Annotated in this window: 15 protein-coding genes, 1 tRNA gene and 1 riboswitch; of the genes, 9 read left to right on the forward strand and 7 right to left on the reverse strand. The window is 60.0% G+C overall.

Annotation, left to right across the window (positions count from 1 at the left end; all coding sequences use genetic code 11):
* Positions 1–30 precede the first annotated feature (30 nt).
* On the reverse strand, positions 31–2,112 hold the full coding sequence (locus GBCGDNIH1_RS15645; RefSeq protein ID WP_011631353.1) for a hypothetical protein: 2,082 nt from the start codon (positions 2,110–2,112) through the stop codon (positions 31–33).
* 179 nt (positions 2,113–2,291) lie between these two features.
* On the opposite strand from GBCGDNIH1_RS15645, the gene GBCGDNIH1_RS15650 reads away from it, so the two are divergent.
* Positions 2,292–3,911, forward strand: coding sequence for a glucan biosynthesis protein (locus GBCGDNIH1_RS15650; protein ID WP_157691975.1), 1,620 nt, complete (start codon positions 2,292–2,294; stop codon positions 3,909–3,911).
* Positions 3,912–4,192: 281 nt separating this feature from the next.
* Here the strand turns inward: GBCGDNIH1_RS15650 and GBCGDNIH1_RS15660 are convergent.
* Both GBCGDNIH1_RS15660 and GBCGDNIH1_RS15665 read right to left on the reverse strand, forming a co-directional pair.
* Positions 4,193–4,269 (reverse strand) — tRNA-Arg (locus GBCGDNIH1_RS15660).
* 163 nt (positions 4,270–4,432) lie between these two features.
* Complete coding sequence (locus tag GBCGDNIH1_RS15665) at positions 4,433–5,200, reverse strand: alpha/beta fold hydrolase (RefSeq protein WP_025318297.1); 768 nt, start codon at positions 5,198–5,200, stop codon at positions 4,433–4,435.
* Positions 5,201–5,285: 85 nt separating this feature from the next.
* Between GBCGDNIH1_RS15665 and GBCGDNIH1_RS15670 the strand changes: the two genes are divergently transcribed.
* Together GBCGDNIH1_RS15670 and GBCGDNIH1_RS15675 are read left to right on the forward strand one after the other, a co-directional pair.
* Positions 5,286–6,455, forward strand: a complete 1,170-nt coding sequence (locus GBCGDNIH1_RS15670) for a glycosyltransferase family 4 protein (RefSeq protein WP_011631356.1) — start codon at positions 5,286–5,288, stop codon at positions 6,453–6,455.
* A gap of 468 nt (positions 6,456–6,923) precedes the next feature.
* Positions 6,924–8,720 (forward strand): methanol/ethanol family PQQ-dependent dehydrogenase, encoded by a 1,797-nt coding sequence (locus GBCGDNIH1_RS15675; protein ID WP_011631358.1) that lies wholly within the window; start codon positions 6,924–6,926, stop codon positions 8,718–8,720.
* A gap of 98 nt (positions 8,721–8,818) precedes the next feature.
* Here GBCGDNIH1_RS15675 and cobD read toward each other — a convergent pair whose 3' ends face one another.
* A complete protein-coding gene (cobD, locus tag GBCGDNIH1_RS15680; RefSeq protein WP_198353680.1) occupies positions 8,819–9,835 on the reverse strand; it encodes a threonine-phosphate decarboxylase CobD in 1,017 nt (338 codons plus the stop codon).
* A 20-nt stretch (positions 9,836–9,855) separates the two neighbouring features.
* On the opposite strand from cobD, the gene cbiB reads away from it, so the two are divergent.
* Complete coding sequence (cbiB, locus tag GBCGDNIH1_RS15685; protein WP_025318299.1) at positions 9,856–10,863, forward strand: adenosylcobinamide-phosphate synthase CbiB; 1,008 nt, start codon at positions 9,856–9,858, stop codon at positions 10,861–10,863.
* Positions 10,864–10,871: 8 nt separating this feature from the next.
* Here cbiB and GBCGDNIH1_RS15690 read toward each other — a convergent pair whose 3' ends face one another.
* The 3 genes from GBCGDNIH1_RS15690 to cobU are packed head-to-tail and all read right to left on the reverse strand — an operon-like array spanning position 10,872 to position 13,521.
* Positions 10,872–12,317, reverse strand: a complete 1,446-nt coding sequence (locus GBCGDNIH1_RS15690; RefSeq protein WP_011631361.1) for a cobyric acid synthase — start codon at positions 12,315–12,317, stop codon at positions 10,872–10,874.
* An 11-nt stretch (positions 12,318–12,328) separates the two neighbouring features.
* Positions 12,329–12,952, reverse strand: a complete 624-nt coding sequence (gene cobO, locus GBCGDNIH1_RS15695) for a cob(I)yrinic acid a,c-diamide adenosyltransferase (RefSeq protein WP_011631362.1) — start codon at positions 12,950–12,952, stop codon at positions 12,329–12,331.
* Entirely contained in the window at positions 12,949–13,521 is a 573-nt protein-coding gene (gene cobU, locus GBCGDNIH1_RS15700; protein ID WP_095206533.1) for a bifunctional adenosylcobinamide kinase/adenosylcobinamide-phosphate guanylyltransferase, read from the reverse strand. Before cobU ends, cobO begins: the two co-directional genes overlap by 4 nt.
* A gap of 12 nt (positions 13,522–13,533) precedes the next feature.
* Positions 13,534–13,809: riboswitch (cobalamin riboswitch) on the forward strand.
* Positions 13,810–13,928: 119 nt separating this feature from the next.
* Between cobU and cobW the strand changes: the two genes are divergently transcribed.
* The 5 genes from cobW to GBCGDNIH1_RS15725 are packed head-to-tail and all read left to right on the forward strand — an operon-like array spanning position 13,929 to position 20,950.
* Positions 13,929–14,993 (forward strand): cobalamin biosynthesis protein CobW, encoded by a 1,065-nt coding sequence (gene cobW / locus GBCGDNIH1_RS15705; protein WP_025318302.1) that lies wholly within the window; start codon positions 13,929–13,931, stop codon positions 14,991–14,993.
* Positions 14,993–18,367: a cobaltochelatase subunit CobN gene (gene cobN, locus GBCGDNIH1_RS15710; protein ID WP_011631365.1), complete on the forward strand. Its 3,375-nt coding sequence runs from the start codon at positions 14,993–14,995 to the stop codon at positions 18,365–18,367. Before cobW ends, cobN begins: the two co-directional genes overlap by 1 nt.
* The gene (locus tag GBCGDNIH1_RS15715) at positions 18,367–19,545 is read left to right on the forward strand and encodes a hypothetical protein (protein WP_043452717.1); all 1,179 of its coding nucleotides are present in this window, start codon (positions 18,367–18,369) and stop codon (positions 19,543–19,545) included. The genes cobN and GBCGDNIH1_RS15715 overlap by 1 nt, the downstream gene beginning before the upstream one ends.
* The gene (locus tag GBCGDNIH1_RS15720; protein WP_011631367.1) at positions 19,542–20,189 is read left to right on the forward strand and encodes a precorrin-8X methylmutase; all 648 of its coding nucleotides are present in this window, start codon (positions 19,542–19,544) and stop codon (positions 20,187–20,189) included. The genes GBCGDNIH1_RS15715 and GBCGDNIH1_RS15720 overlap by 4 nt, the downstream gene beginning before the upstream one ends.
* The gene (locus GBCGDNIH1_RS15725; RefSeq protein WP_011631368.1) at positions 20,186–20,950 is read left to right on the forward strand and encodes a precorrin-2 C(20)-methyltransferase; all 765 of its coding nucleotides are present in this window, start codon (positions 20,186–20,188) and stop codon (positions 20,948–20,950) included. The genes GBCGDNIH1_RS15720 and GBCGDNIH1_RS15725 overlap by 4 nt, the downstream gene beginning before the upstream one ends.
* Positions 20,951–20,955: the final 5 nt, after the last annotated feature.

Here is a 20,955-nt window from a genome sequence, read left to right on the forward strand (position 1 = left end):
CGTTTTTTTCCTCCCGCTTGGGGAAGAGATTTATTCGTGTTTGGTATCTACCGTCATCGTATGCAGTAGAATTGCGACATTGCGATCATCAGCCGAATACATGACGGATGATGGTTTCACCGCATCAGGCAGCGCAAATTTCAGGACAACGACGCCGTTTTTTCCCTTGTCCTCTGACGGAGCCGGGATAATGGCTTCGAACCGGTCATCCCAGCTGCTTGTTGTGAACCAGCCGATGAAATGCTGATTGGCGAATAATCCGATGTGCTGCCTGTCATGATGTCTGGCAGTGAAAGCAGCCAGACTGAAGGAGAGATGGAGGGGATAGGTGGCTCCTTCGGGCAGGCGGAAACGGATCCATGCATTGGCTCCGTCGCTCCATGTGCCTGTTGCTTCCGGATTGGACCATCCTTTGCCGAGCAGATGGAGGCCCTCTCCCTGCGCACCGAATGAGATTGCTTTCCCGAGGGCGATCGGTGGCAGATTTGCGGCGATTGCCGCCGGGTCTGTCCAGATGGAGTAAGGCCAGACCATGATGGTATTGTCTTTATAATGCAGGATACGGGCCGGTGGCCCGAACTGCTGCACAGCCGTTTCCTCGCAATGTCCTGCTTTGCCGCAGTCGAACCAATGATGCGGCATGATCAGAAATATATCCTTTGTGTTCGGCGGGATATCGCTGGCCTCGTACCAGGTATCGGAGGTTTGAGCGCCTCCTTCTGTAATATGGCCGCTTATGGCTTCCGCATGCACGGAACGGAGCGTGACTTTGCCGTGGCTGACCCAGTGCACTGCATTGGCGCTGTCTTCTCCATAAGGACCATATCCATAAGACAGCCCGTTTTCCACCAGGAAGCTGCTCAGTCCATCCATAGACTGCGTGTCTGCTTTTAAGGGATGAGACCAGCTTTCTCGTCCGCTGAGCAAGCCGGCTATGACGATAAGGACCGCATAGGTTGTCAGTCCGTATTGTTGCCATGCCGCCATATCGGCCCGGCGCCGGGCGGCAAGGCTGACCCCGGCAATAATCCATAATGCGAAAGGGGCAATGAAAAAGCGCAGGGACTCAAAAGCCGGATCAGAGAAGACCAGCAGGAACAACACCAGAATCGCCGGATAGGACAGCAGCGCGGTCGCGGTGATAAATCGCAGCTGGGGAGATGTCCGATCCATCAAACTGCGCCGCAGAGGGAGCAGCAGGATGATGGTTGCGATCGCAAAAGCGATACAGGCAATGATGGCGGGCAGAGAGAGTCTGTCTGTCAGCGCACTATGCCCCAGCGGAACCGGATTGAACCATGCGGGGACAATCAGCAGGGCGGTTTTGAGTGCCGGCCATGCCCGCTCGGGAGAAAAGCTCATTTGCGGAGCGGAGGAAGCGAGAAACGTCGCCTGACCGAAAATTCTGGTGCGGTCCAGCTCAAGGGCACCGGCAAGGGCTATAGCCAGTGCGACAGAGACAACTCTTTCCCGTATTCCCGAACCGGTGATCAGAACCCATCCGCAGGCGGCGATGGCGGGCAGCAGCATGGCCCCGTTCAGCCAGGGGTCCGAAAGTCCTCCGATCATGAAGGCCAGAACTGAAAGAAGAATATAGCCCGCATGTCCCCATCTGTTGCGGGGTGTCAAGGCACAGCAGGCTGCCAGCAATCCAGCCAGTCCCCAGAACAGTGAAATATTATGGCTGACGGGATGAGCAAGATATCCGGGATGAGCCACCGCAGAGCAATCGGCGGCCAGCATCAGTGCGGCGGTTGTCAGCCCGGCGAGGGGGCCTGCCAATCTGGCTGTCAGTATGCCGCCCATGGCGCAGAGTGCCACAAAGACGGCCCATCCTGCCCATGCCGGGCTCAGTGCTGCCGGGCCTATGGTTTCGAACGCGGCATAATAAAAAGGATAGAGAGAAAACAGCCAGTTATCCTGGGTCGCATGCCATGAACTGATAAAGGATAGCCCGTTCTGACGAATACCCTGCCAGACAACGTAGGGGGCTGCGTTATCGCTGTCGAACCCGAACGCATCAAAGCTTGTATGCAGGCTCGACCAGAGTGCCGCGAGGATGGCAATGATCAGGCCGCCCAGTAATACTTTATGGCGAAAAGAGCGATTCAAAACAGAACCTCGATAGGGATAAGGATCAGGGCAAGGACGGAAACGGAATGCAGCCGACTACTATCGTATAATCCAGCTCCAAGATATTCTCTTCTGCGGCAGATCAGGACGCAGGAGACTCGATGCCGCAACGATCCCGTTTATCGCCCCGGCCATTATCCTCTTGGACATCCCCAGTCTTGCGGCGTGTCATATTGCGGCAGGGCATGGCAGCCGGACTGGCGTCGCTGGGATTGTCATTACGACCTTCGCTTGCCGGGCAGGTAACGCAGCCTACATCCTTTGATGTCGAAACGCTGGAAGAGATGGCACGCACTCTGGCCAGCCTGCCTTATGTTCCCCCGTCGCAACAACTGCCCGAAACGCTGGCAGGCCTTGATTACGAGCGATATGGCAAAATCAGATTTCTCCCCGATCATGCCTTGTGGCATGGGCGTGGTGAGCGGTTTGAAGCAGAGTTTTTCCATCGTGGCTATCTGTTCAAGGATCGTGTAGCCATCAATGAGATCGTGAACGGCATCAGCCATCCGATCCGCTATGATCCTGCATGGTTTGATTTGGGCGATATCTCGCCGCCGGAGGATGATATCGGGCTGGCCGGTTTCCGTATTCTGGCCCGCTTCCCCGGCGCTTCCCCTCGGGACCGAAAGGAGATCGCGGTTTTTCTGGGGGCGAGTTACTTTCGAGCCGTAGCGCCAGGACAGAATTTTGGTCTGTCAGCACGTGGACTGGCTTTGGGCAGCGGTGAGAACGGTGCGGAGGAATTTCCGGTTTTCCGGGAATTCTGGCTGGAGCGTCCGCAACAGGATGCTGATCATCTGGTGATTTATGCGCTGCTGGACAGTCCTTCCCTCACGGGCGCCTTCCGCTTCGTGCTGCGTTCCGATGTCGAGACGGTGATGGATGTCGATTCCGTCCTGTTTCCGCGGCGCGATATCGCCAATATCGGCATTGCGCCGCTGACCAGCATGTTCTGGTTCGACCCCAGCTATCGGGTGGGGGTGGATGACTATCGGCAGGCGGTCCATGATTCGGATGGTCTGCTGATCCATACCGGTGCCGGAGAGACAATCTGGCGCAGCCTTGCGGATCCGGCGCAGGTACAGTTTTCGTCTTTTGCCGACCACTCTCCCCGTGGTTTCGGACTTATGCAGCGTCAGCGGGGCTTTGATGCTTATGAAGATATCGGTGCCCGCTATGATTTACGCCCCTCTGCCTGGGTGGAGCCTGATGAGGATTGGGGGGAGGGGGCTGTGCATCTTGCCGAATTGCCGACCGGTACGGAATTTCAGGATAATATTGTCGCTTTCTGGCGTCCGACCGCACCGTTGAAGGGTGGGCAGCAGTATCGCTACGCCTATCGTTTGCGCTGGTGCGATGATATTTCGGCACGCACTCTGGCAAGAGTGGTTGCATTCAGGGCCGGTGCCAGCGCCGATCCCAAACGGCGGTTTTTCATGCTCGATCTGGCGGGGGGCGATTTAAGAGCGGATGAGAGGATGCTGGATGCGATGGCGCCTCCCGCATCCCCCCGTCAGCTTGCCGCCATGCTGGTGCCGGAGGTGATATGTTCAGCGGGGCAGCTCAAATGGGCCGAGATCAAGCGTATCCCTGCCTATCCGGTGGCATCGATGCACGGCATGAGACGCTCCGGCGTGGCACTTTATCGTGTGGGGTTCGAACTTGAGCCCGGTGATGCATCTTTGGTCGATCTGACGGTTCGGGTCAGGCGAGGTAGAAAAGTGGTTTCGGAGACCTGGATGTATCGCTGGACAGCGAAAGATCATCCCAGGCCTTGATCCTGGAATGGCCAGGTGCCTCCTCCCCCAACAAAAAAGTTCGGATAATATTCTGGAAAAGACTGTGCAGGCCACTGAACATGACCTTGCAACTGCATTCTGTATTGAGGCCGGGACAGTCTTTTCTTGCTGCATTGGCAGGCTTAACGGCACTCCCATCAATCGCCAGGGAACAGCTGGCATGACAATCATGACCGAATAGCGGGCAGCTGCCAGCAAACAGTTTTGCAGACCATCTGCCAATCGCAGAGTGTTGAAAACTGACTAATGCATTGAAATAATGGCGCGCCCGGAAGGACTCGAACCTCCAACCCCCAGATTCGTAGTCTGGTGCTCTATCCAGTTGAGCTACGGGCGCCGCGCTGACGGGGGCGATGTAGCCTGACTGTCATAAGGGCGCAAGAGCCAGCCCGATATTTTTTTCGATCCCGAAGACAATGCAGCATCGTGCAAAGGATATGGCTATTTTTAAAGCATATTGCCAATATTATGGCCTGTAAAAAATATATTTTTATCTTCTTTCATGTATTTGAAAGGTCAAGAACGCTTTTGACTGATTCGATGATCCGTGAAATATCGCTTTCGCGTGACAGACGATGGTTGCCATCCCGGATCAGCGTCACGACAAGATCAGGAACGCTTCCGTCAGGGCGGGTGATGGTCTGGGAAAGGAGGGTCGCAGTTTCCCATGGAACCTCGTGATCTTCCTGCCCTTGCAGCAGCCTGATGGGGCAGGACAGAGGCAGAGGCGCATTCAGCAGCAGATGTGTGCGCCCATCCTCGATCAGACGTCGTGTGATCGGCACAGGCGGTCCGTAGGGATTGGGGGCCATCAAGACGCCCTCGCGAAGCAGGGTTTCGCGTTCCTCTGCCGGCATGACATCCCACATCAGGCGCTCGGTAAAATCCGGAGCCGCAGCAATACCGACCAGCCCGACAACACGATCACCAAGCTGCCGGGCCGCCAGTAACGCGATCCACCCTCCCATGGAGGAGCCAACGAGGATCAGTTTCCCTCGCACGGTTTTCTCAATCACAGTCAGGGCATCGTTCAGCCATGTGCCGATGCAGCCATCTTCGAATCGTCCTTCGCTCTGACCGTGGCCGCTGTAATCCAGCCGGAGCATGGCCTGTCCCTCAGCCTCGCACCATGCAGCAAGCCGCAGGGCTTTTTCTCCCTCCATATCACTTCGGAATCCCGGCAGAAAAACCACAGTGGGACTGCGTCCTGCATGGCAATGTGCTGCCAGCCTGATGCCATCGGGGCGGACGATCTGGCTTGCTGTCATAAGAGGCTTCCTCTTCTCCAATGGAGGGCACGGACTTATACCCGGTTTATTGCGTTTCGCCTGACGACCGCAAACGGGAGAGAGAATGCCGGATTCTGATCGGGCGGACCGGATTCATACCGCGCCATGCGTTTTACAGGTGCTGCCTGCCCTGGATGTAGGCGGCGTGGAGCGGGGTACGCTGGAAATGGCACAGGCGATTACGGAGGCCGGAGGACGGGCGCTGGTCGCCAGTGCGGGTGGCCGGATGGTGCCGGGGCTGGAGCGTAGGGGGGGGAAACATGTTCTGATCCCGGATATGCCTGCCAAGCAGCCATTCAGGATTCTGCGCAATGCCCGCACGCTGGAGCGGCTGATCCATCTGGAAGATGTTCGGTTGGTCCATGCACGTTCCCGTGCACCAGCCTGGGCGGCTTATCGTGCGGCGCGGCGCATGAATGTCCCGTTTGTCACGACCTATCACGGTGTGTATAGCGAGTCCTTTCCCTTCAAACGGCATTATAATGCAGTGATGGCAAAGGGGGATCGCGTCATTGCGATCAGCCAGCATGTGGCGGCGCTGGTGGCGCAGCGTCACGGGGTGGGGCCTGACCGGCTGCGTATTATCCCCCGCGGTGTCGATCCGTTGTTGTTCGACCCGGCCATGATCACCGGCCCTCGTATTCAGCGTCTGGTTCAGCAATGGCAATTGCCGGAAGGGGATATTTTTTCCCTTGTTCTGATGCCGGCGCGTTTCAGCCGTTGGAAGGGTCAGCACATTCTGCTTGATGCTTTGGCCCGACTTCAGCGCGCGGATGTGATCTGCGTTTTCATTGGGGGAGATAAAGGGCAGCAGGATTATGCCCGTTCCCTGATGGAGCGCGCGAAAGAAAACGGTATTGCCGGCCAGATCCGGTTGGGCGGTATTTGTGATGATATGCCGGCCGCACTGAGCCTCGCTGATTGCGTTGTACATGCATCGCTGGAAGCGGAACCGTTCGGGCGAACAGTCATTGAGGCGCAGGCGATGGGGCGGCTGGTTATCGCCAGCGATCTCGGAGGGCCACGGGAAACGGTGGAGCATGGGGTCAGTGGTTTGCTGGTGCCGCCGGCGGATGTGGAAGCGTTGGCAGTTGCTTTGGCCGAAACACTGGCTTTGCCGCCGGATGTACGGGCCGAGGCGGGATGGCGGGCACGACAGAAAGTGCTGGAGCGCTACACCACGGATGCGATGCAGAGAGCGACATTGGATGTTTACAATGAATTGCTCGGCTGAGGGGCTATTCGGCCATTACGCGCTTTTTGCTGCACTGCGACAATAAAAATCGCCCCTTTTTGTGCATCGCACAATAATCGTTTCTCGGATTATGCGGATATTATTTTGCAGTTAATGCAAAAGCATGTTGACTTAGTCCCAAAAGCTGAAATAACAATTCTCTCAGGAAAGAGATTTCCTCTATCGCCGGTCAGGTGAAGTCTCATGGCATCGCGCCGAGGCGTGATGGGTAGGGATCGGAGCAGCAGCCACTTTCCTGGCTGTATTGTCTTCGGTGGTCCTGCGTCGACGGAGTTTTCGACTGCTCCGGTTTCACGACTCAAGGAGACGATGGAATATGCATCGCTGAAATTTCCATTGCTTTCAAATGGCCTGATCCTGAATGGCAAACAGCCTGTCAGATAAGGCCCATCACCAAAAATCCAAGAATAATCCAGAATAAAATTAAAATCAGGGGAAAGGTCTCTTATGAAACAGCAAACGCTGTCCCGTGTTTGTGCCATGATGCTGGGCATCGGCGCTCTGGCGGTTTCTTTCCAGGCTCAGGCAAATGATGAGCTGGTGAAACTGTCCAAGGATTCTGCAAACTGGTCGATGCCTGCTGGTGATTATGCAAACCAGCGCCACAGCGCCCTGAAGCAGATTACGGTTGCCAATGCCAGCAAGCTGCGTCCGGTATGGAGCTTCTCCACCGGCGTTCTGCGTGGCCATGAAGGTGGTCCGCTGATCATCGGCGATGTCATGTATGTGCATACGCCGTTCCCGAACAAGGTTTTCGCCCTCGATCTGAACGACAATGGTCGTATCATCTGGGTGTACGAGCCGAAGCAGGATCCGGATGTCATTCCGGTCATGTGCTGTGATACAGTGAATCGTGGCGTTGCTTATGGTGATGGCAAGATCATTCTTCACCAGGCGGATAACGGACTGGTCGCGCTGAATGCCAAGACCGGCAAAGAAGTGTGGAAGGTTATGACGGGCGACGCCAAGAAAGGCGAAACCGGTACCTCTGCACCGCTGGTCATCAAAGATAAGGTGATGGTCGGCATCTCCGGCGGTGAATTCGGTATTCAGGGCCGCCTGATGTCCTTCAATCTGAAGGATGGTTCCAAGGCCTGGACGGCGTATTCCGTCGGCACGGATGATCAGATCCTGTTCGATGACAAGACCACGGCAATGGGCAAGCCTGTCGGTAAGGACAGCTCCATCAAGACCTGGCAGGGCGATCAGTGGAAAACGGGTGGCGGTTCCACATGGGGCTGGATTTCCTATGATCCGGACACCAATCTTGTCTATTACGGCTCTGGTAACCCCAGCACCTGGAACCCGGTTCAGCGCCCTGGCGATAACAAGTGGTCCATGACCGTTTTCGCGCGTGATGCGGATACCGGCGTCGCGAAATGGGTCTATCAGATGACCCCGCACGACGAATGGGACTATGACGGTATCAACGAAATGATTCTTGCCAACACCAAGGTGAACGGCAAGGAAACCAAGGCGCTGGTGCATTTCGACCGTAACGGCTTCGCCTATGTGCTTGATCGTGTGACGGGTGAGCTGCTGCAGGCGAACAAGTTCGATCCGGCGGTGAACTGGGCCACGGGTGTGAATCTGAAGACCGGTCTGCCTGATCGTGTGAAGAAATACTCCACCGAAGCCGGTGGTGAAGATCACAACACGAAGGGTATCTGCCCGGCCGCATTGGGCTCGAAGGACGAACAGCCTGCTTCGTTCGATCCGAAGACTCATATGTTCTACGTGCCGACCAATCATGTCTGCATGGATTACGAGCCGTTCAAGGTGTCCTACACCGCGGGTCAGCCTTTCGTGGGTGCGACGCTCTCCATGTTCCCGCCTGCGGGTGAGGATCATCTGGGCAACTTCATCGCTTATGATGTGGACAAGGGTAAGATCAACTGGTCGATCCCGGAAACCTTCTCCGTCTGGGCTGGTGCTTTGTCGACGGATAGCGGTGTCGTGTTCTATGGCACGCTGGATGGCTTCCTGAAGGCAGTCGATGCCAAGAACGGCAAGCTGCTCTACAAATACAAGACCCCGTCCGGCATCATTGGTAATGTCACACCTTACGAACATAAGGGTAAGGAATACATCGCCGTTCTGTCCGGCGTCGGTGGCTGGGCCGGTATCGGTATGGCCGCTGGTCTTGCGGGTGACACCGAAGGTCTGGGTGCGGTCGGTGCCTATAAGGCTCTGTCCAGCTACACGCAGCTTGGCGGTGTGCTCACGGTGTTTGCCGTCGAGTAAATCGTCGAGGCATGTCCTCCCTGGGACATGATATTTCCAACCACTTCCCGGTGCCTTCGGGCACCGGGCTTTTTATTTCTTTTGATTTTATCTTTATTTTAGCTCAATGCGTGATCAAGCCTGTTCCAGTCGCGGTTGCTCTTGGGCAACCCGAAACGGAACAGGCGATCATCCCAATCAAAGCGCCTTGTCATAATACCTGCTTTATTCAGTCGGTCATGAATCATCATGTTGTCCGGGTGACAGGTCAGTCTGAACAGGCTGGTTCCCCCGAGAATCTCGAACCCTTTTGAAATCAGCAACCTATCCAGACGTTCTGCCGCTGCCTCAAGACGCGCCATGGTTGCTTGCTGCCACGCATGATCCGTCAGGGCTGCCCGGGCAATAGTGATCGCAGCACCGGAGACCGGCCACGGCCCCAAAATACGCCGCAGAAAATCAGCATGGTCTGGTGGTAAAATCGCAAAGCCAAGCCTCAGCCCCGCCAGGCCATAGGCTTTTCCAAAAGAACGAAGAGCAATGGCGGCAGAATGCTGTATCGTGCCAATGCTTTGGATTCCTTTTTCGAAATCGGCAAAGGCCTCATCGACGATCAGCCATCCTTTCTGGTCTGCCATGCGATCAGACAGGATGCGCAGATCGGATAGCGTGTAGCGTGTACCATCGGGGTTATTGGGATTGCAGACGATGCTGATGCTGGCTTCCGATTTTTGATCCGGATCGGGGAAGCGGCATGTCTGGACGACGCGATGCCCATGCAGCACCCAGGATGCTGCATGTTCTGCATAGGTAGGGCCAACGACATTCACGATCCGGTTTCGACCGCCCAGGCAGAGCGGCAGCAAGCCGATCAGGCACTGTGATCCTGGGGCGGCCACGACCCGGGATGCATCGGCGACACCGTATTGCTCGGCCGCGATCCGTTCCAGTGTGGCAAGGTCATCGGGATCGGGCAGGGCGCTCCATACATGGGCGGGCAATGCGGGGACAGGGTAGGCGAAGGGATTGATCCCCGTGGAGAGATCCAGCACCGGGGTCGGCGCATCGGGGTTGGAATGGCGAAAGGCGGAGATCCGGCCACCATGAGACGGAGGGCTTGCTTTTCCGATGCTCACGCGGCACCCCATCCCGGATGATGCATTTCGACGGCTCTTCCTTCTGGCATGTCCTGTTTCCGGCGCATGCGCTGATCCTGCTGGTGGCGCTCTGTCTTGATGCGGGCTTCGGATATCCAGCCTTGCTTCAGCGTCGGCTTGGCCACCCGGTGCAGTGGATTGGCGCTCTGATCACGCTGTTGGAGCGATGTGGCAACCGACCTGCTTTTCCCCCGCTCTTGCAGAGAGTGTTCGGGATTGTGAGCCTGATTCTGCTGCTGGCAGTCACAGTGCTGCCCGCTATCGGCATGACGTATCTGGCTCTGCGCTGGTTTCCGCTCTGGAGCGTCATGCTGCTGTCTGCCCTGCCGGTTTCGGCTTTGATCGCACAGAAAAGCCTGTATCAGCATGTCGCTGCCGTGGCGGAGGGGCTGCATCGGCATGGCCTGTCCGGTGGCAGGGAGGCTGTTGCGATGATCGTGGGGCGTGATGTCGCGGTGCTGGATGAGGCCGGCATTTCCCGTGCGGCCATCGAAAGCCTGGCCGAGAATTTCTCCGATGGAGTGGTGGCACCTGCACTCTGGTGTCTGCTGGCGGGGCTGCCGGGCATTGTTGCGTACAAGGCCATCAACACGGCGGATAGCATGATCGGCCATCTGTCGCCCCGCTATGCCATGTTCGGATGGGCGGCAGCGCGTCTGGATGATCTGGTGAATCTGCCTGCCTCCCGGCTTGCGGCTTTGTGTCTTGCCCTTGCAGCACGCCAGCGGCGGGCGGAGGCTTTCACCGCGATAAGGAGGGACGCCGGATTGCACCGTTCCCCCAATGCGGGTTGGCCGGAGGCCGCCATGGCTGGTGCGCTCGGGCTGCGTCTGGCAGGTCCCCGGCTGTATCATGGTGTCGCGGTTGAGGATGCCTGGATGGGGCATGGCCGCAAGGACGCTGATGTGGGGGATATCCTGCGCGCACTCGGGCTGTTTCGTCGCGCCTGCCTGCTGCTCTGGCTGCTTGTGCTGCTGACCCTGATCGCTGCCGTGGCGTTTGGCTGAACCGCATCTCATGCTGACAGGGCCAGCAGCCGGTCGATAGCGACATGCGCCTCCATATGGTCGGCCAGAGCATCGAGAGCATGCTCGACAGCATCCTCGTGATCGCCGCCATGGCTGCTCACATCAAGGGTCGCGAGCAGGTGACGCCTGAAAGCCCCCCCATGAAACAGGCCATGGAGATAGGTTCCCATCACCACCCCATCGGCTGAAACACATCCTTCCGGTGCATCGGGACCGAGCGACAGCAAGGGCCGCCGCAATCCTGAGCCGGTTGTGATCCCCATATGCATTTCATAGCCGCTGACCGGCACATCATGATTGAAGAGATGACCGCTGCGGGAGGTCAGGATTTTATGCGGTTCCAGCACGGTCTCGATCTCCAGCAGCCCCAGCCCGGCGGCGCTGCCGGCGGGACCTTCAAACCCTTGAGGATCGTGAATGGCACGCCCCAGCATCTGATAGCCTCCGCACAGACCGATGATGCTCCGTCCTCTGCGCCGGTGCGCCAGAATATCGATGTCCCATCCATGGTGACGGAGAGCTGCCAGATCGGCGATCACTGTTTTCGATCCCGGAATGATAATCGCGTCCGCCACTGGCAGGGGCTGTCCCGGCGGCACCATGACCAGTGTCACGCTGTCTTCGGCGGCCAGAGGATCGAGATCATCGAAATTGGCAATATGCGGCAGCATCGGCACGGCAATGACGGTGTTTCCCGATCGTGTCGGTGCTGATAGGCCGCGCAGGAGATCGGCGGCATCTTCGGCCGGCAGGGCGCGGGCGGCCTCGCAATGCGGCACCAGTCCGAGCGCTTCCCAGCCGGTCTGCTGTTCGATCAGTCGCATTCCTTCTGCGAACAGCGATGGATCGCCGCGCATACGATTGACCAGAAACCCCCGCACCATCGCAGCATCGTCCGGGTCCAACACGGTTTTGGTGCCGACCAGCGCGGCAATGACGCCGCCGCGATCTATGTCACCCGCAATGACCACCGGAACATTGGCGGCGCGGGCAAAGCCCATATTGGCGATGTCGCCTGCACGCAGATTGATTTCAGAGGCGCTGCCGGCCCCTTCCACCAGTACGATGTCGGCCTGTTTCCGCAAGATGCCGAAACTTTCCAGCACGGTCCCCAGAAGCTGTGGCTTCATGGCCTGATAGGCCCGGGCTGTGGCCTGACCATGGACTTTTCCCTGCACCACGATCTGTGCGCCGATCTCGCTTTGCGGCTTCAGCAGGACGGGATTCATGTGATGGGAAGGGCTGATCCGGCAGGCGCGGGCCTGGAGAGCCTGTGCCCGCCCGATTTCACCACCGTCAGCGGCAATGGCGGCATTGTTGGACATGTTCTGCGGCTTGAAAGGGCGCACGACCAGCCCACGCCGTGTGAGTGCACGGCTCACCCCGGCCACCAGCAGGGACTTCCCGACCGAGGAGCCGGTTCCCTGTATCATGAGGGTCCGGCTCAGAACTCGATTCCTTCCTGCGCCTTTACCCCGGCGGAGAAATGATGCTTCACAGCGGTCATTTCGGTGACGAGGTCGGCGGCCTCGATCAGACCGGGTTTTGCATTGCGCCCGGTAATGACGACATGCTGCATGTGTGGGCGTGTGGAAAGCCCCTGTAACACTTCTTCCAGCGTGAGATAGTCGTAGCGCAGGGCGATATTCAGCTCATCCAGGACCAGCAGGTCGATGTCGGGGCGTTGCAACAGGCTGAGTGCCTGATCCCAGGCCCGGCGGCAGGCGGCGATGTCGCGCGCCTTGTCCTGCGTTTCCCACGTAAAGCCCTCGCCCATGGTGTGCCATTCGATGCGGTCTCCGAACACGGTCAGGGCGTCGCGCTCTCCGGTTGACCAGGCCCCCTTGATGAACTGCACAACGGCACATCGTTTGCCTCGGCCCAGGCTGCGCAGCATCAGACCGAAGGCGGCGGTCGATTTGCCCTTGCCAGGCCCGGTATGGACGATCAGCAGCCCTTTTTCCTGTGTCTTGGAAGCAACTTCGGCATCCTGCACCGCCTTGCGATGGGCCATCTTGTCGCGGTGGCGGCGTTCTTCTTCCGTCCCGGTTCCCGGTGCTTCCGTCATCGCAGGCTTCCCCCCTCAGGCTGTTTGAGCGGCAGGGCGCACCCTGCCGCGATCAGCAGCACGCGGCCCGCGCCTGCCGCGATCCTCTGGTTCAGCAATCCGGCCTCATCGCGAAAGCGGCGTGCCAGCGCATTGTCGGGGACTATGCCCAGCCCGACCTCATTGGCAACCAGAATGGTGCAGGCGCTGCGGCGTGCCAGCGCGTTTTCAAGTGCTTCCATAGCGGCTGGCAGATCATGTTCGCCCAGAATGAGATTGCTCAGCCACAGGGTCAGGCAGTCCACCAGCACAGGGCGTGCCGGATGCTCGATCAGGGCTGTGGCGATATCCAGCGGGGCCTCGACGGTTTCCCAGCCAGCGACCCGTGCGGCGCGATGTGCCTCAATCCGGGTCCGCATCTCCGCATCGAAGGCCTGTGCGGTGGCGATATAGCGCCAGGGAGAAGGCAGAGAGGTGATCAGCGCCTCGGCATGACGGCTTTTTCCGGATCGTGCGCCGCCGATGATCAGGGTTGCGTGCGGCCAGCGCGTTGTTGCCGCCGCATTCGGCATGATCATGTTTGACTTCATCAGGCGGCGGCTCCTAAATCCCTGCACGATGGTTTTTCCGTGCGGATCGATCTCCGTGCCGGAAAATGAAAAGGGAACGCGATCCAGCACATGCGCCGGCCAGTCCGTTGGTTGTGCGATGTCGCGGCTGCCCCCGCAACTGTAGGCGGAGAGTATTTTGCCCGGTCTGCTCCGGAGAATAAACCCGGAGCACCGTATCGCCACTGATCCCGGATCCGGGACTGGGAAGGCAGGTGGAATACGTCTGATCCGTGAGCCAGGAGACCTGCCATCGTCCGGATCGCGAAACCGCGCGGGGTGCGCCGGGATCGTCTTTCCGCTTCAGGCCGGTGGTCTGGAGGCGATTATCTGTTCGCGCACCCTGACCGGTCTCTGGACGACCGTATTCTGTGCGAGGAAGAACAGCCATGGCCATTGCCTCCCCCGTTCCCGCGACCATCGTGACCGGATTTCTCGGCGCGGGCAAAACGACTTTGGTGCGGCATGTGCTGAGTGCTGCGCGCGGGCGTCGTATTGCCATCATCGTCAATGAGTTCGGTTCTCTCGGAATTGATGGTGATCTCCTGAAAAGCTGCGGCATCGAGGGCTGCACGGAGGATAATATCGTCGAACTGGCCAATGGCTGTCTGTGCTGCACGGTCGCCGATGATTTCCTGCCGACCATTGAGGCGTTGCTGGGCCGCGCCCAGCCACCCGAGCATATCCTGATCGAGACCTCCGGCCTTGCTCTGCCGAAGCCTCTGCTGAAAGCGTTCAACTGGCCGGGTGTAAAAGGCCGGGTGACGGTGGATGGGGTGGTGACGGTGCTGGACGCCCCTGCCGTGGCATCAGGCCGCTTTGCCGATGATCCGGATGAAGTGGCGCGGCAGCGTGCGGAGGATCCGAACCTCGATCACGACAATCCGCTGGCCGAGGTGTTCGAGGATCAGCTTTCCGCCGCTGATCTCGTGCTGCTGAACAAGGCTGACCAATTGGATGATGCGGCGCTCGCTTCAGTGCGGGAAGAGGTGGAACGGCATCTGCCGCGTGCGGTCAAGGTGATCGCGACCAGAGAGGGGCAGCTGGACCCCGCCGTGCTGCTGGGTCTGCATGCCGCGGCTGAGAACGATCTTTCAGCACGGCCATCGCATCATGACAGCGTGGATGGCGAACATGAACACGATGATTTCGAGAGCTTCGTCGTTCCTTTGAAGGAACAGGACGATCTGGATCATGTGGCCGTCCTGCTGCGTCCGTTGGCGGAGGCGCATGACATCCTGCGTATGAAAGGCTTCGTCCCGGTGCAGGGCAGGCCCATGCGCGGCGTGGTGCAGGGGGTTGGCACACGGTTCCGCCAGTCTTTCGATCGTCTGTGGAAGCCGGATGAGGTGCGGCAGGGGCAGCTTGTCATCATCGGTCGTACTGGTCTGGACCGTGCTGCTATCGAAGCATCGCTGATCAATAGCGGTCTGGGCGCTCCGGTGCCTGCCTGATGCATCTGCTGGTCCGGGAAACGCGGTCGCTGGAGCAGGCGGATCAGGCGCAGGAGCTGGGCCAGAGTCCGGGCGATGTCGTGTTTCTGTCCTTCTCCGACAGTGATCTCGGCGCGGCCCGGACCGGATGGGCGGATGCCTCTGCGGAAGGGATGACGCTGCGCCTCGCCAATCTGGCCCGGCTGCGTCATCCGATGTCGGTTGATCTCTATCTGGAGCAGACCGTAGCCGGGTCGGGTGCCGTGCTGCTGCGTCTGCTGGGCGGGGCGGAATACTGGCGCTACGGGCTGGAGGAACTGGCTGCGCTGTGCCGGAACCGCGCGATTCCGTTTGCAGTCATTCCGGGCGATGGCAGGCCGGCGGACCGGGAGGCGAAAGCCGTATGGCTTGCTCTCAGCACCGTGCCGGAAGAGGTCTGGACCCGTCTGGACATGTATTGCCGGCATGGTGGTCCGGAGAATCTCGGCTCGGCCCTGCGCGTGATGGCGTCGCTGGCGGGCAAGGGAGTTGATGAGGCATGGCCGGTCCGGCAGGTACCGTCCTTCGGCATCTGGCGGGAGGACCGGGATCATGTGGCCGATGGGCTGAGGGCGGTTCTGGTGTTCTACCGCTCCTACTGGCTGGCGGGAGACATGGCGCCGGTCGAAGCCATGATGGAAGCCCTGCATGCACGAGGCTTCAGCGTCAGCGCGGTGTTTATCGACAGCCTGAAAAATCCCGCTTGCGCCCGTTCCGTAGCGGAGCATCTGCGGCTGTGGCGTCCTCATGTCGTGTTGAATGCAACCGGTTTCTCAGCCCGGATCGGGGAGGACGGGACATCGCCACTCGACGCAGCCGATGTGCCGGTGATTCAGCTGGTTCTGTCCGCGTCCACCTGTCCGGCCTGGCAGGAATCGACGCGGGGGTTGAGCCAGTCCGATCTGGCGATGCAGGTCGTGCTGCCGGAATATGATGGCCGATTGCTGGGCGGCGTGGTGTCATTCAAGCAGGATACCGGCCTGACCGTGCCAGAGGATGGCGCGGCTCTGGCGGCGCATATGCCTTACGAGGCCGGTATCGCTATGGCGGCGGACCGGGCACTGGGCTGGGCGCGTCTGGCGCGGACGGGGCGGCAGGATCGACGCATCGCGGTGGTTCTGTCTGATTATCCGGGGGCGGAGGGGCAGTCGGCGCATGCGGTCGGTCTCGACAGCATTGCCAGCTTGCGGGCTATGCTCGATGACCTGAAGCAGGCCGGATATCGGACGGGAGAAACACTGCCCGACAAGGTCATGCTGGCAGAGAGGCTCTGTCTGGCACTGCCTGACCCGATCATGAGCCTGTCAGAGTATCAATCTCTGTTCATGACGCTGCCTGAGGTGACCCGCCTTCGTATGGAACAGGCATGGGGCGCACCGGAGGATGATCCGTCCGTCATAAACGGGCATTTCCATCTTCGGGTCATGCAGTGCGGCCATATCCTGATGGCGGTGCAGCCGGATCGTGGGGAGCGGTTGGATCGCAAGGCCGGTTACCACGATCCGGATTTACCGCCGCGCCATGCTTATGCGGCCTTCTATCTGTGGCTGCGCGGCCGGATGGATGTGCATGCGATGATCCATCTGGGCGCGCATGGCACGCTGGAATGGCTGCCGGGCAAGGCCGTGGCGCTGTCGGAGGCGTGCTATCCCGTGGCGCTGCTGCGTGGGCTGCCGGTGGTCTACCCGTTCATTGTCAATAATCCCGGGGAGGCAGCGGCGGCAAAACGGCGGCTGGGCGCGGCGCTGATCGGCCATCTGACACCACCTTTGGGCCGGGCCGGACTGCATGGAGACGCACGCATGCTTGAGCGATTGCTCGATGAATATGCGGCAGCTGATGGTATGGATCGCGCCCGTACGGCTTTGCTGAAGCGGGAGATTCTGGATCGGGCCGCTGCGGCAGGGCTGCTGGCCGAAAGCGGTGTCAGTGCCGGGGAGGATGAAGAGACCGCATTGGCGCGCCTTGATGCTTTTTTGTGTGATGTGAAGGACATGCAGATTCGCGACGGGCTGCATGTGTTCGGGCGGCCACCGGATGAGGCGCGTCGTGCTGCGCTGTTCACCTCTATTGCCGATGCGGCAGGCGGGCAGGATAAGGACGGTCTTGCCGTGCGGCTGGATGCCTGCGCCGGAGCGGAGCGGCATGCTCTGCTGGCCGCCCTGGACGGGCGCTTCATCCCTCCCGGTCCGGCCGGAGCACCGAGCCGGGGACGCGCCGATGTGCTGCCCACAGGGCGCAATCTGACGGCGATTGATCCGCGGGCCGTTCCCACGCGCTCCGCCTGGGTGCTGGCGGAGCGGAATGCGGCTGCTCTGCTGGAACGCCATATGCGGGATCATGGGCTGTCTCCACGTACTCTGGTGCTGGATCTCTGGGGCAGCGCCACGATGCGCACGGGCGGGGAAGATCTGGCGCTTGGACTGGTGCTGATGGGGGTGCGCCCGGTCTGGCATGAAGGCTCGGCACGGGTCTCGGGGGTCGAGACCGTGCCGCTGGCCGTGCTGGACCGTCCACGTGTGGATGTGACGCTGCGTGTCTCCGGTTTGTTCCGGGATGTTTTCGCCGATCAGATGACGTTGTTCGATATGGCGGTTGGTCTGGTGGCGGCGCTGGAGGAGCCGGAGGGCTGGAATCCTCTGGCGGAAAGCGGGGAGGTGCGTCCGGTCCGTATTTATGGGGCCCCTCCGGGCAGCTATGGCGCAGGGGCGACGGCTCTGACCGACCGGAGCGCATGGCAGAGCCGGGATGAACTCGGCGCGGCCTATCTCGATGCCTCTTCCTATTCCTATGGCCAGCATGCGGCGGGGCTGGATCGGGATGGTCTCGCCACCCGTGTGGCGGGGGCCGATATCTTCCTGCACCAGCAGGACAATGCCGAAACCGATTTGCTGGATACCACCGAAGTTGCGGCGCATGAGGGCGGCTTCGCGGCGGCTTCTGCCATGCTGGGGGCTTCTCCGACTTTATATCATGCTGATCTGTCTACCGCCGGAACTCCGCGCATGCGGTTGTTGAGTGAGGAACTGGCGCGCGTGGTCCGGGGCCGTGCCGCCAATCCGGTATGGCTGCGCGGCATGATGCGGCACGGTTTTCGCGGCGCCGCGGAAATTGCGAGGGGTGTGGAAGGGCTGTTCGCCTTTGCCGCCATGCTGCCGCAGCGGCTGGATGCACAGTTCGAGGCACTGCATGCCGCCATTATCGAGGACAATCAGGTCAATGCCTTCATGGCTCAGGCCAATGAATCGGCCCATGCGGCCATGAAAGCACGCTTTGCGGAAGCCATCCGGCGTGATCTGTGGCGTCCGCGCCGCAACAGTCTGGCTGCTGACAGCACGGAGGCTCTGGAGACGTGATGCGGCGCGGCTGGTGCCCCTCCCTTTATCGACCGATGGAATCGGGAGATGGCCTGTTGCTCCGGGTCCGGGTGCCCTATGCGCGTCTGGATGTAGCCGCGGCGCGTGCTCTGGCGCAGGCTGCCCGGCTTTGGGGGAGTGGCATCATCCAGTTGACCTCGCGGGGGAATGTGCAACTGCGTGGCTTCAAGCCGGAGACGGTAAAACCTTTTGCCGATGCCATGGTGGAGGCTGGTCTGGCCTCTGCCGATCCGCTGAGGGAGGCTGCGCGGATCGTCACGGTGCCCCCGCTTTGTGGGGAGGCGTTGCGGCATCTGGCGGATGCGATAGAGGCCGCTTTGCTACCGTTGGCTCCCCGTTTGCCCCCCAAATACGGGCTTTGTCTGGATGAGGTGCAGGCTGCCTATCCGATTGCCGCCATGCCGGCCGATATACGTCTGACATGGCGGGATGATGCCGTCATGGTGGCGCTGGATGGTGGCCGCATGGCCGCGCTGGTGTCGGTCGATGCTGTGCCGGAGCGAATCGCCGCCCTGACCTCATGGTTGATGACACAGACTCACGGCCGTATGCGCACGGCTCTGGGCGGGCACGATTCGGGGGAAATACTGCGTCGCGCTGGAATGACGGAGCTCACACTCGCTCCGCTTGCGCCACCCGCTCGGGGGGCGGGGTACGATAAAGAAAACGGCGTGCTGTCACTCCAACCTCTGTTCGGACAGATGGATGCGGAGACGCTGGAACGGATCGCCGCCATGGCTGCCGGGGAAGGGGATGGGCTGCTTTACCTTTCCCCGTTCCGCTGCCTGCTGCTGGCTGGAATCACGCGCATGGAAGCTTTGGAACAGGCCACCGATTCCGGTTTAGGCCTGATTGTCTCGGCCGGGGATCAGCGGCGCACCCTGCTGGCCTGTCCGGGCGCGCCATCCTGTGCCGCCACGCTGGCGCGCACGCAGGAAGATGCGCTTCGTCTGTTCGGTGCGCTCGGCAGGGCGGATATCCATGTTTCCGGTTGTGCCAAAGGCTGTGCGGGGCGGGGGCCGCGCAGCATCACGCTGGTTGGAACCATGCAGGGCTATGATCTCATTCGGGATGGCGGCCCTCTGGATAAGCCGGTTGCGCGGGGGCTGAGCTTGCGGCAGGTGTTGGCCGCGTTACAGACGAAGGCCGAGCCATGACGTCCCGCTATCATTATGAGAAAGAGGGCGCTGCAATCTATGCGCAGTCTTTCGCCACCATTCGTGCCGAGGCCGATCTGTCCGGCTTTACGCAGGATCAGGCGCAGATCGTGGTGAGGATGATTCATGCCAGCGGCATGGTCGATGTCGCGAAGGATGTCGTGTTTGGCGGTGATCTTGTCCCTGTGGCGCGTCAGGCCTTGCGGGGGGGAGCGCCTATCCTGTGCGATGCCAAGATGGTGGCACAGGGTGTGACCCGCTCGCGCCTGCCAGCGGAGAATGAGGTGCTTTGCCTGCTGGATGCGCCGGGTATTCCTGAACTGGCGCGGCGGATCGGCAATACACGTTCCGCCGCGGCGCTGGATTTATGGGTTGAGAAGATGGGTGGGTCGGTCGTCGCCATCGGGAATGCGCCGACCGCTTTGTTCCGGCTGCTGGAATTGCTGGATGCAGGGGCGCCGAAGCCTGCAGCGATCATCGGTATTCCGGTGGGTTTTGTGGGGGCCGTGGAATCCAAGCAGGCATTGGCAGCGTATCGTTTCTCCTCTGGAGAGAAGATTCCTTTTGTGACGGTCCATGGGCGGCGCGGGGGCAGCGCCATGACGGCAGCCGCGCTCAATGCGCTGGCGAGCGAAATCGAATGATTCGGCTCCATGATACGGCCAGTGTGGTAACCGGGCATGTGGGTACACTCTACACCGTTGGCATGGGGCCGGGCGACCCGGAACTGATTACGCTCAAAGCGGCCCGGTTGCTGGGATGCGTGGATGCGATTGCCTTTTTCGCGAAACGCGGACGCAACGGCCATGCACGCAGCATTGCCGGGCCGCATCTGCATCCTGCTATTGAGGAAATACGGCTCGACTACCCCTACACGACCGAGATCGCACTGCGTGATCCACGTTATGCGGAAGGCATCACGCAATTCTATGATGAGTCTGCTAGGCGTGTTGCCAATGTTCTCGATTCCGGGCGGGATGTTGCGCTGCTCTGCGAGGGCGATCCGTTTTTCTATGGTTCTTCCATGTATCTGTTCGACCGGTTGGGTGGCGTGTATCCCACACGGGTGATTCCCGGCGTGACGGGAATGAGCGGCTGCTGGACGCAGGCAGGCGTGCCGATGCTGCATGGGGATGACGTGCTCTCTGTGCTGCCCGGCACGCTGGATATGGAAACGCTCACGGCACGGCTGCGCAGTTGCGATGCAGCAGTGATCATGAAAGTAGGCCGTAACCTGCCGAAAATCCGGATGGCGCTAGAACGGGCGGGCTTGTCTGGACGTGCCCTCTATGTCGAGCGCGGCACGATGGAAGGGGAGCGGATTTGTGCGCTCCACGCCCTGACGCAGGAAGAGGCTCCGTATTTTTCCATCGTTCTGGTGCCGGGACGGCAGGGACCGCGTTAGGAAAA

It is taken from the genome of Granulibacter bethesdensis CGDNIH1, assembly GCF_000014285.2.
Classification (GTDB): Bacteria; Pseudomonadota; Alphaproteobacteria; order Acetobacterales; family Acetobacteraceae; genus Granulibacter; species Granulibacter bethesdensis.

Coding starts and splice junctions, on each gene's coding strand:
- GBCGDNIH1_RS15665 (WP_025318297.1), bottom strand. CDS start 5,200: ATGACAGCAAGCCAGATCGTCCGCCCCGATGGCATCAGGCTGGCAGCA.
- GBCGDNIH1_RS15670 (WP_011631356.1), top strand. CDS start 5,286: ATGCCGGATTCTGATCGGGCGGACCGGATTCATACCGCGCCATGCGTT.
- GBCGDNIH1_RS15675 (WP_011631358.1), top strand. CDS start 6,924: ATGAAACAGCAAACGCTGTCCCGTGTTTGTGCCATGATGCTGGGCATC.
- cbiB (WP_025318299.1), top strand. CDS start 9,856: ATGCATTTCGACGGCTCTTCCTTCTGGCATGTCCTGTTTCCGGCGCAT.
- GBCGDNIH1_RS15690 (WP_011631361.1), bottom strand. CDS start 12,317: ATGATACAGGGAACCGGCTCCTCGGTCGGGAAGTCCCTGCTGGTGGCC.
- cobO (WP_011631362.1), bottom strand. CDS start 12,952: ATGACGGAAGCACCGGGAACCGGGACGGAAGAAGAACGCCGCCACCGC.
- cobU (WP_095206533.1), bottom strand. CDS start 13,521: ATGAAGTCAAACATGATCATGCCGAATGCGGCGGCAACAACGCGCTGG.
- cobW (WP_025318302.1), top strand. CDS start 13,929: ATGGCCATTGCCTCCCCCGTTCCCGCGACCATCGTGACCGGATTTCTC.
- cobN (WP_011631365.1), top strand. CDS start 14,993: ATGCATCTGCTGGTCCGGGAAACGCGGTCGCTGGAGCAGGCGGATCAG.
- GBCGDNIH1_RS15715 (WP_043452717.1), top strand. CDS start 18,367: ATGCGGCGCGGCTGGTGCCCCTCCCTTTATCGACCGATGGAATCGGGA.
- GBCGDNIH1_RS15720 (WP_011631367.1), top strand. CDS start 19,542: ATGACGTCCCGCTATCATTATGAGAAAGAGGGCGCTGCAATCTATGCG.
- GBCGDNIH1_RS15725 (WP_011631368.1), top strand. CDS start 20,186: ATGATTCGGCTCCATGATACGGCCAGTGTGGTAACCGGGCATGTGGGT.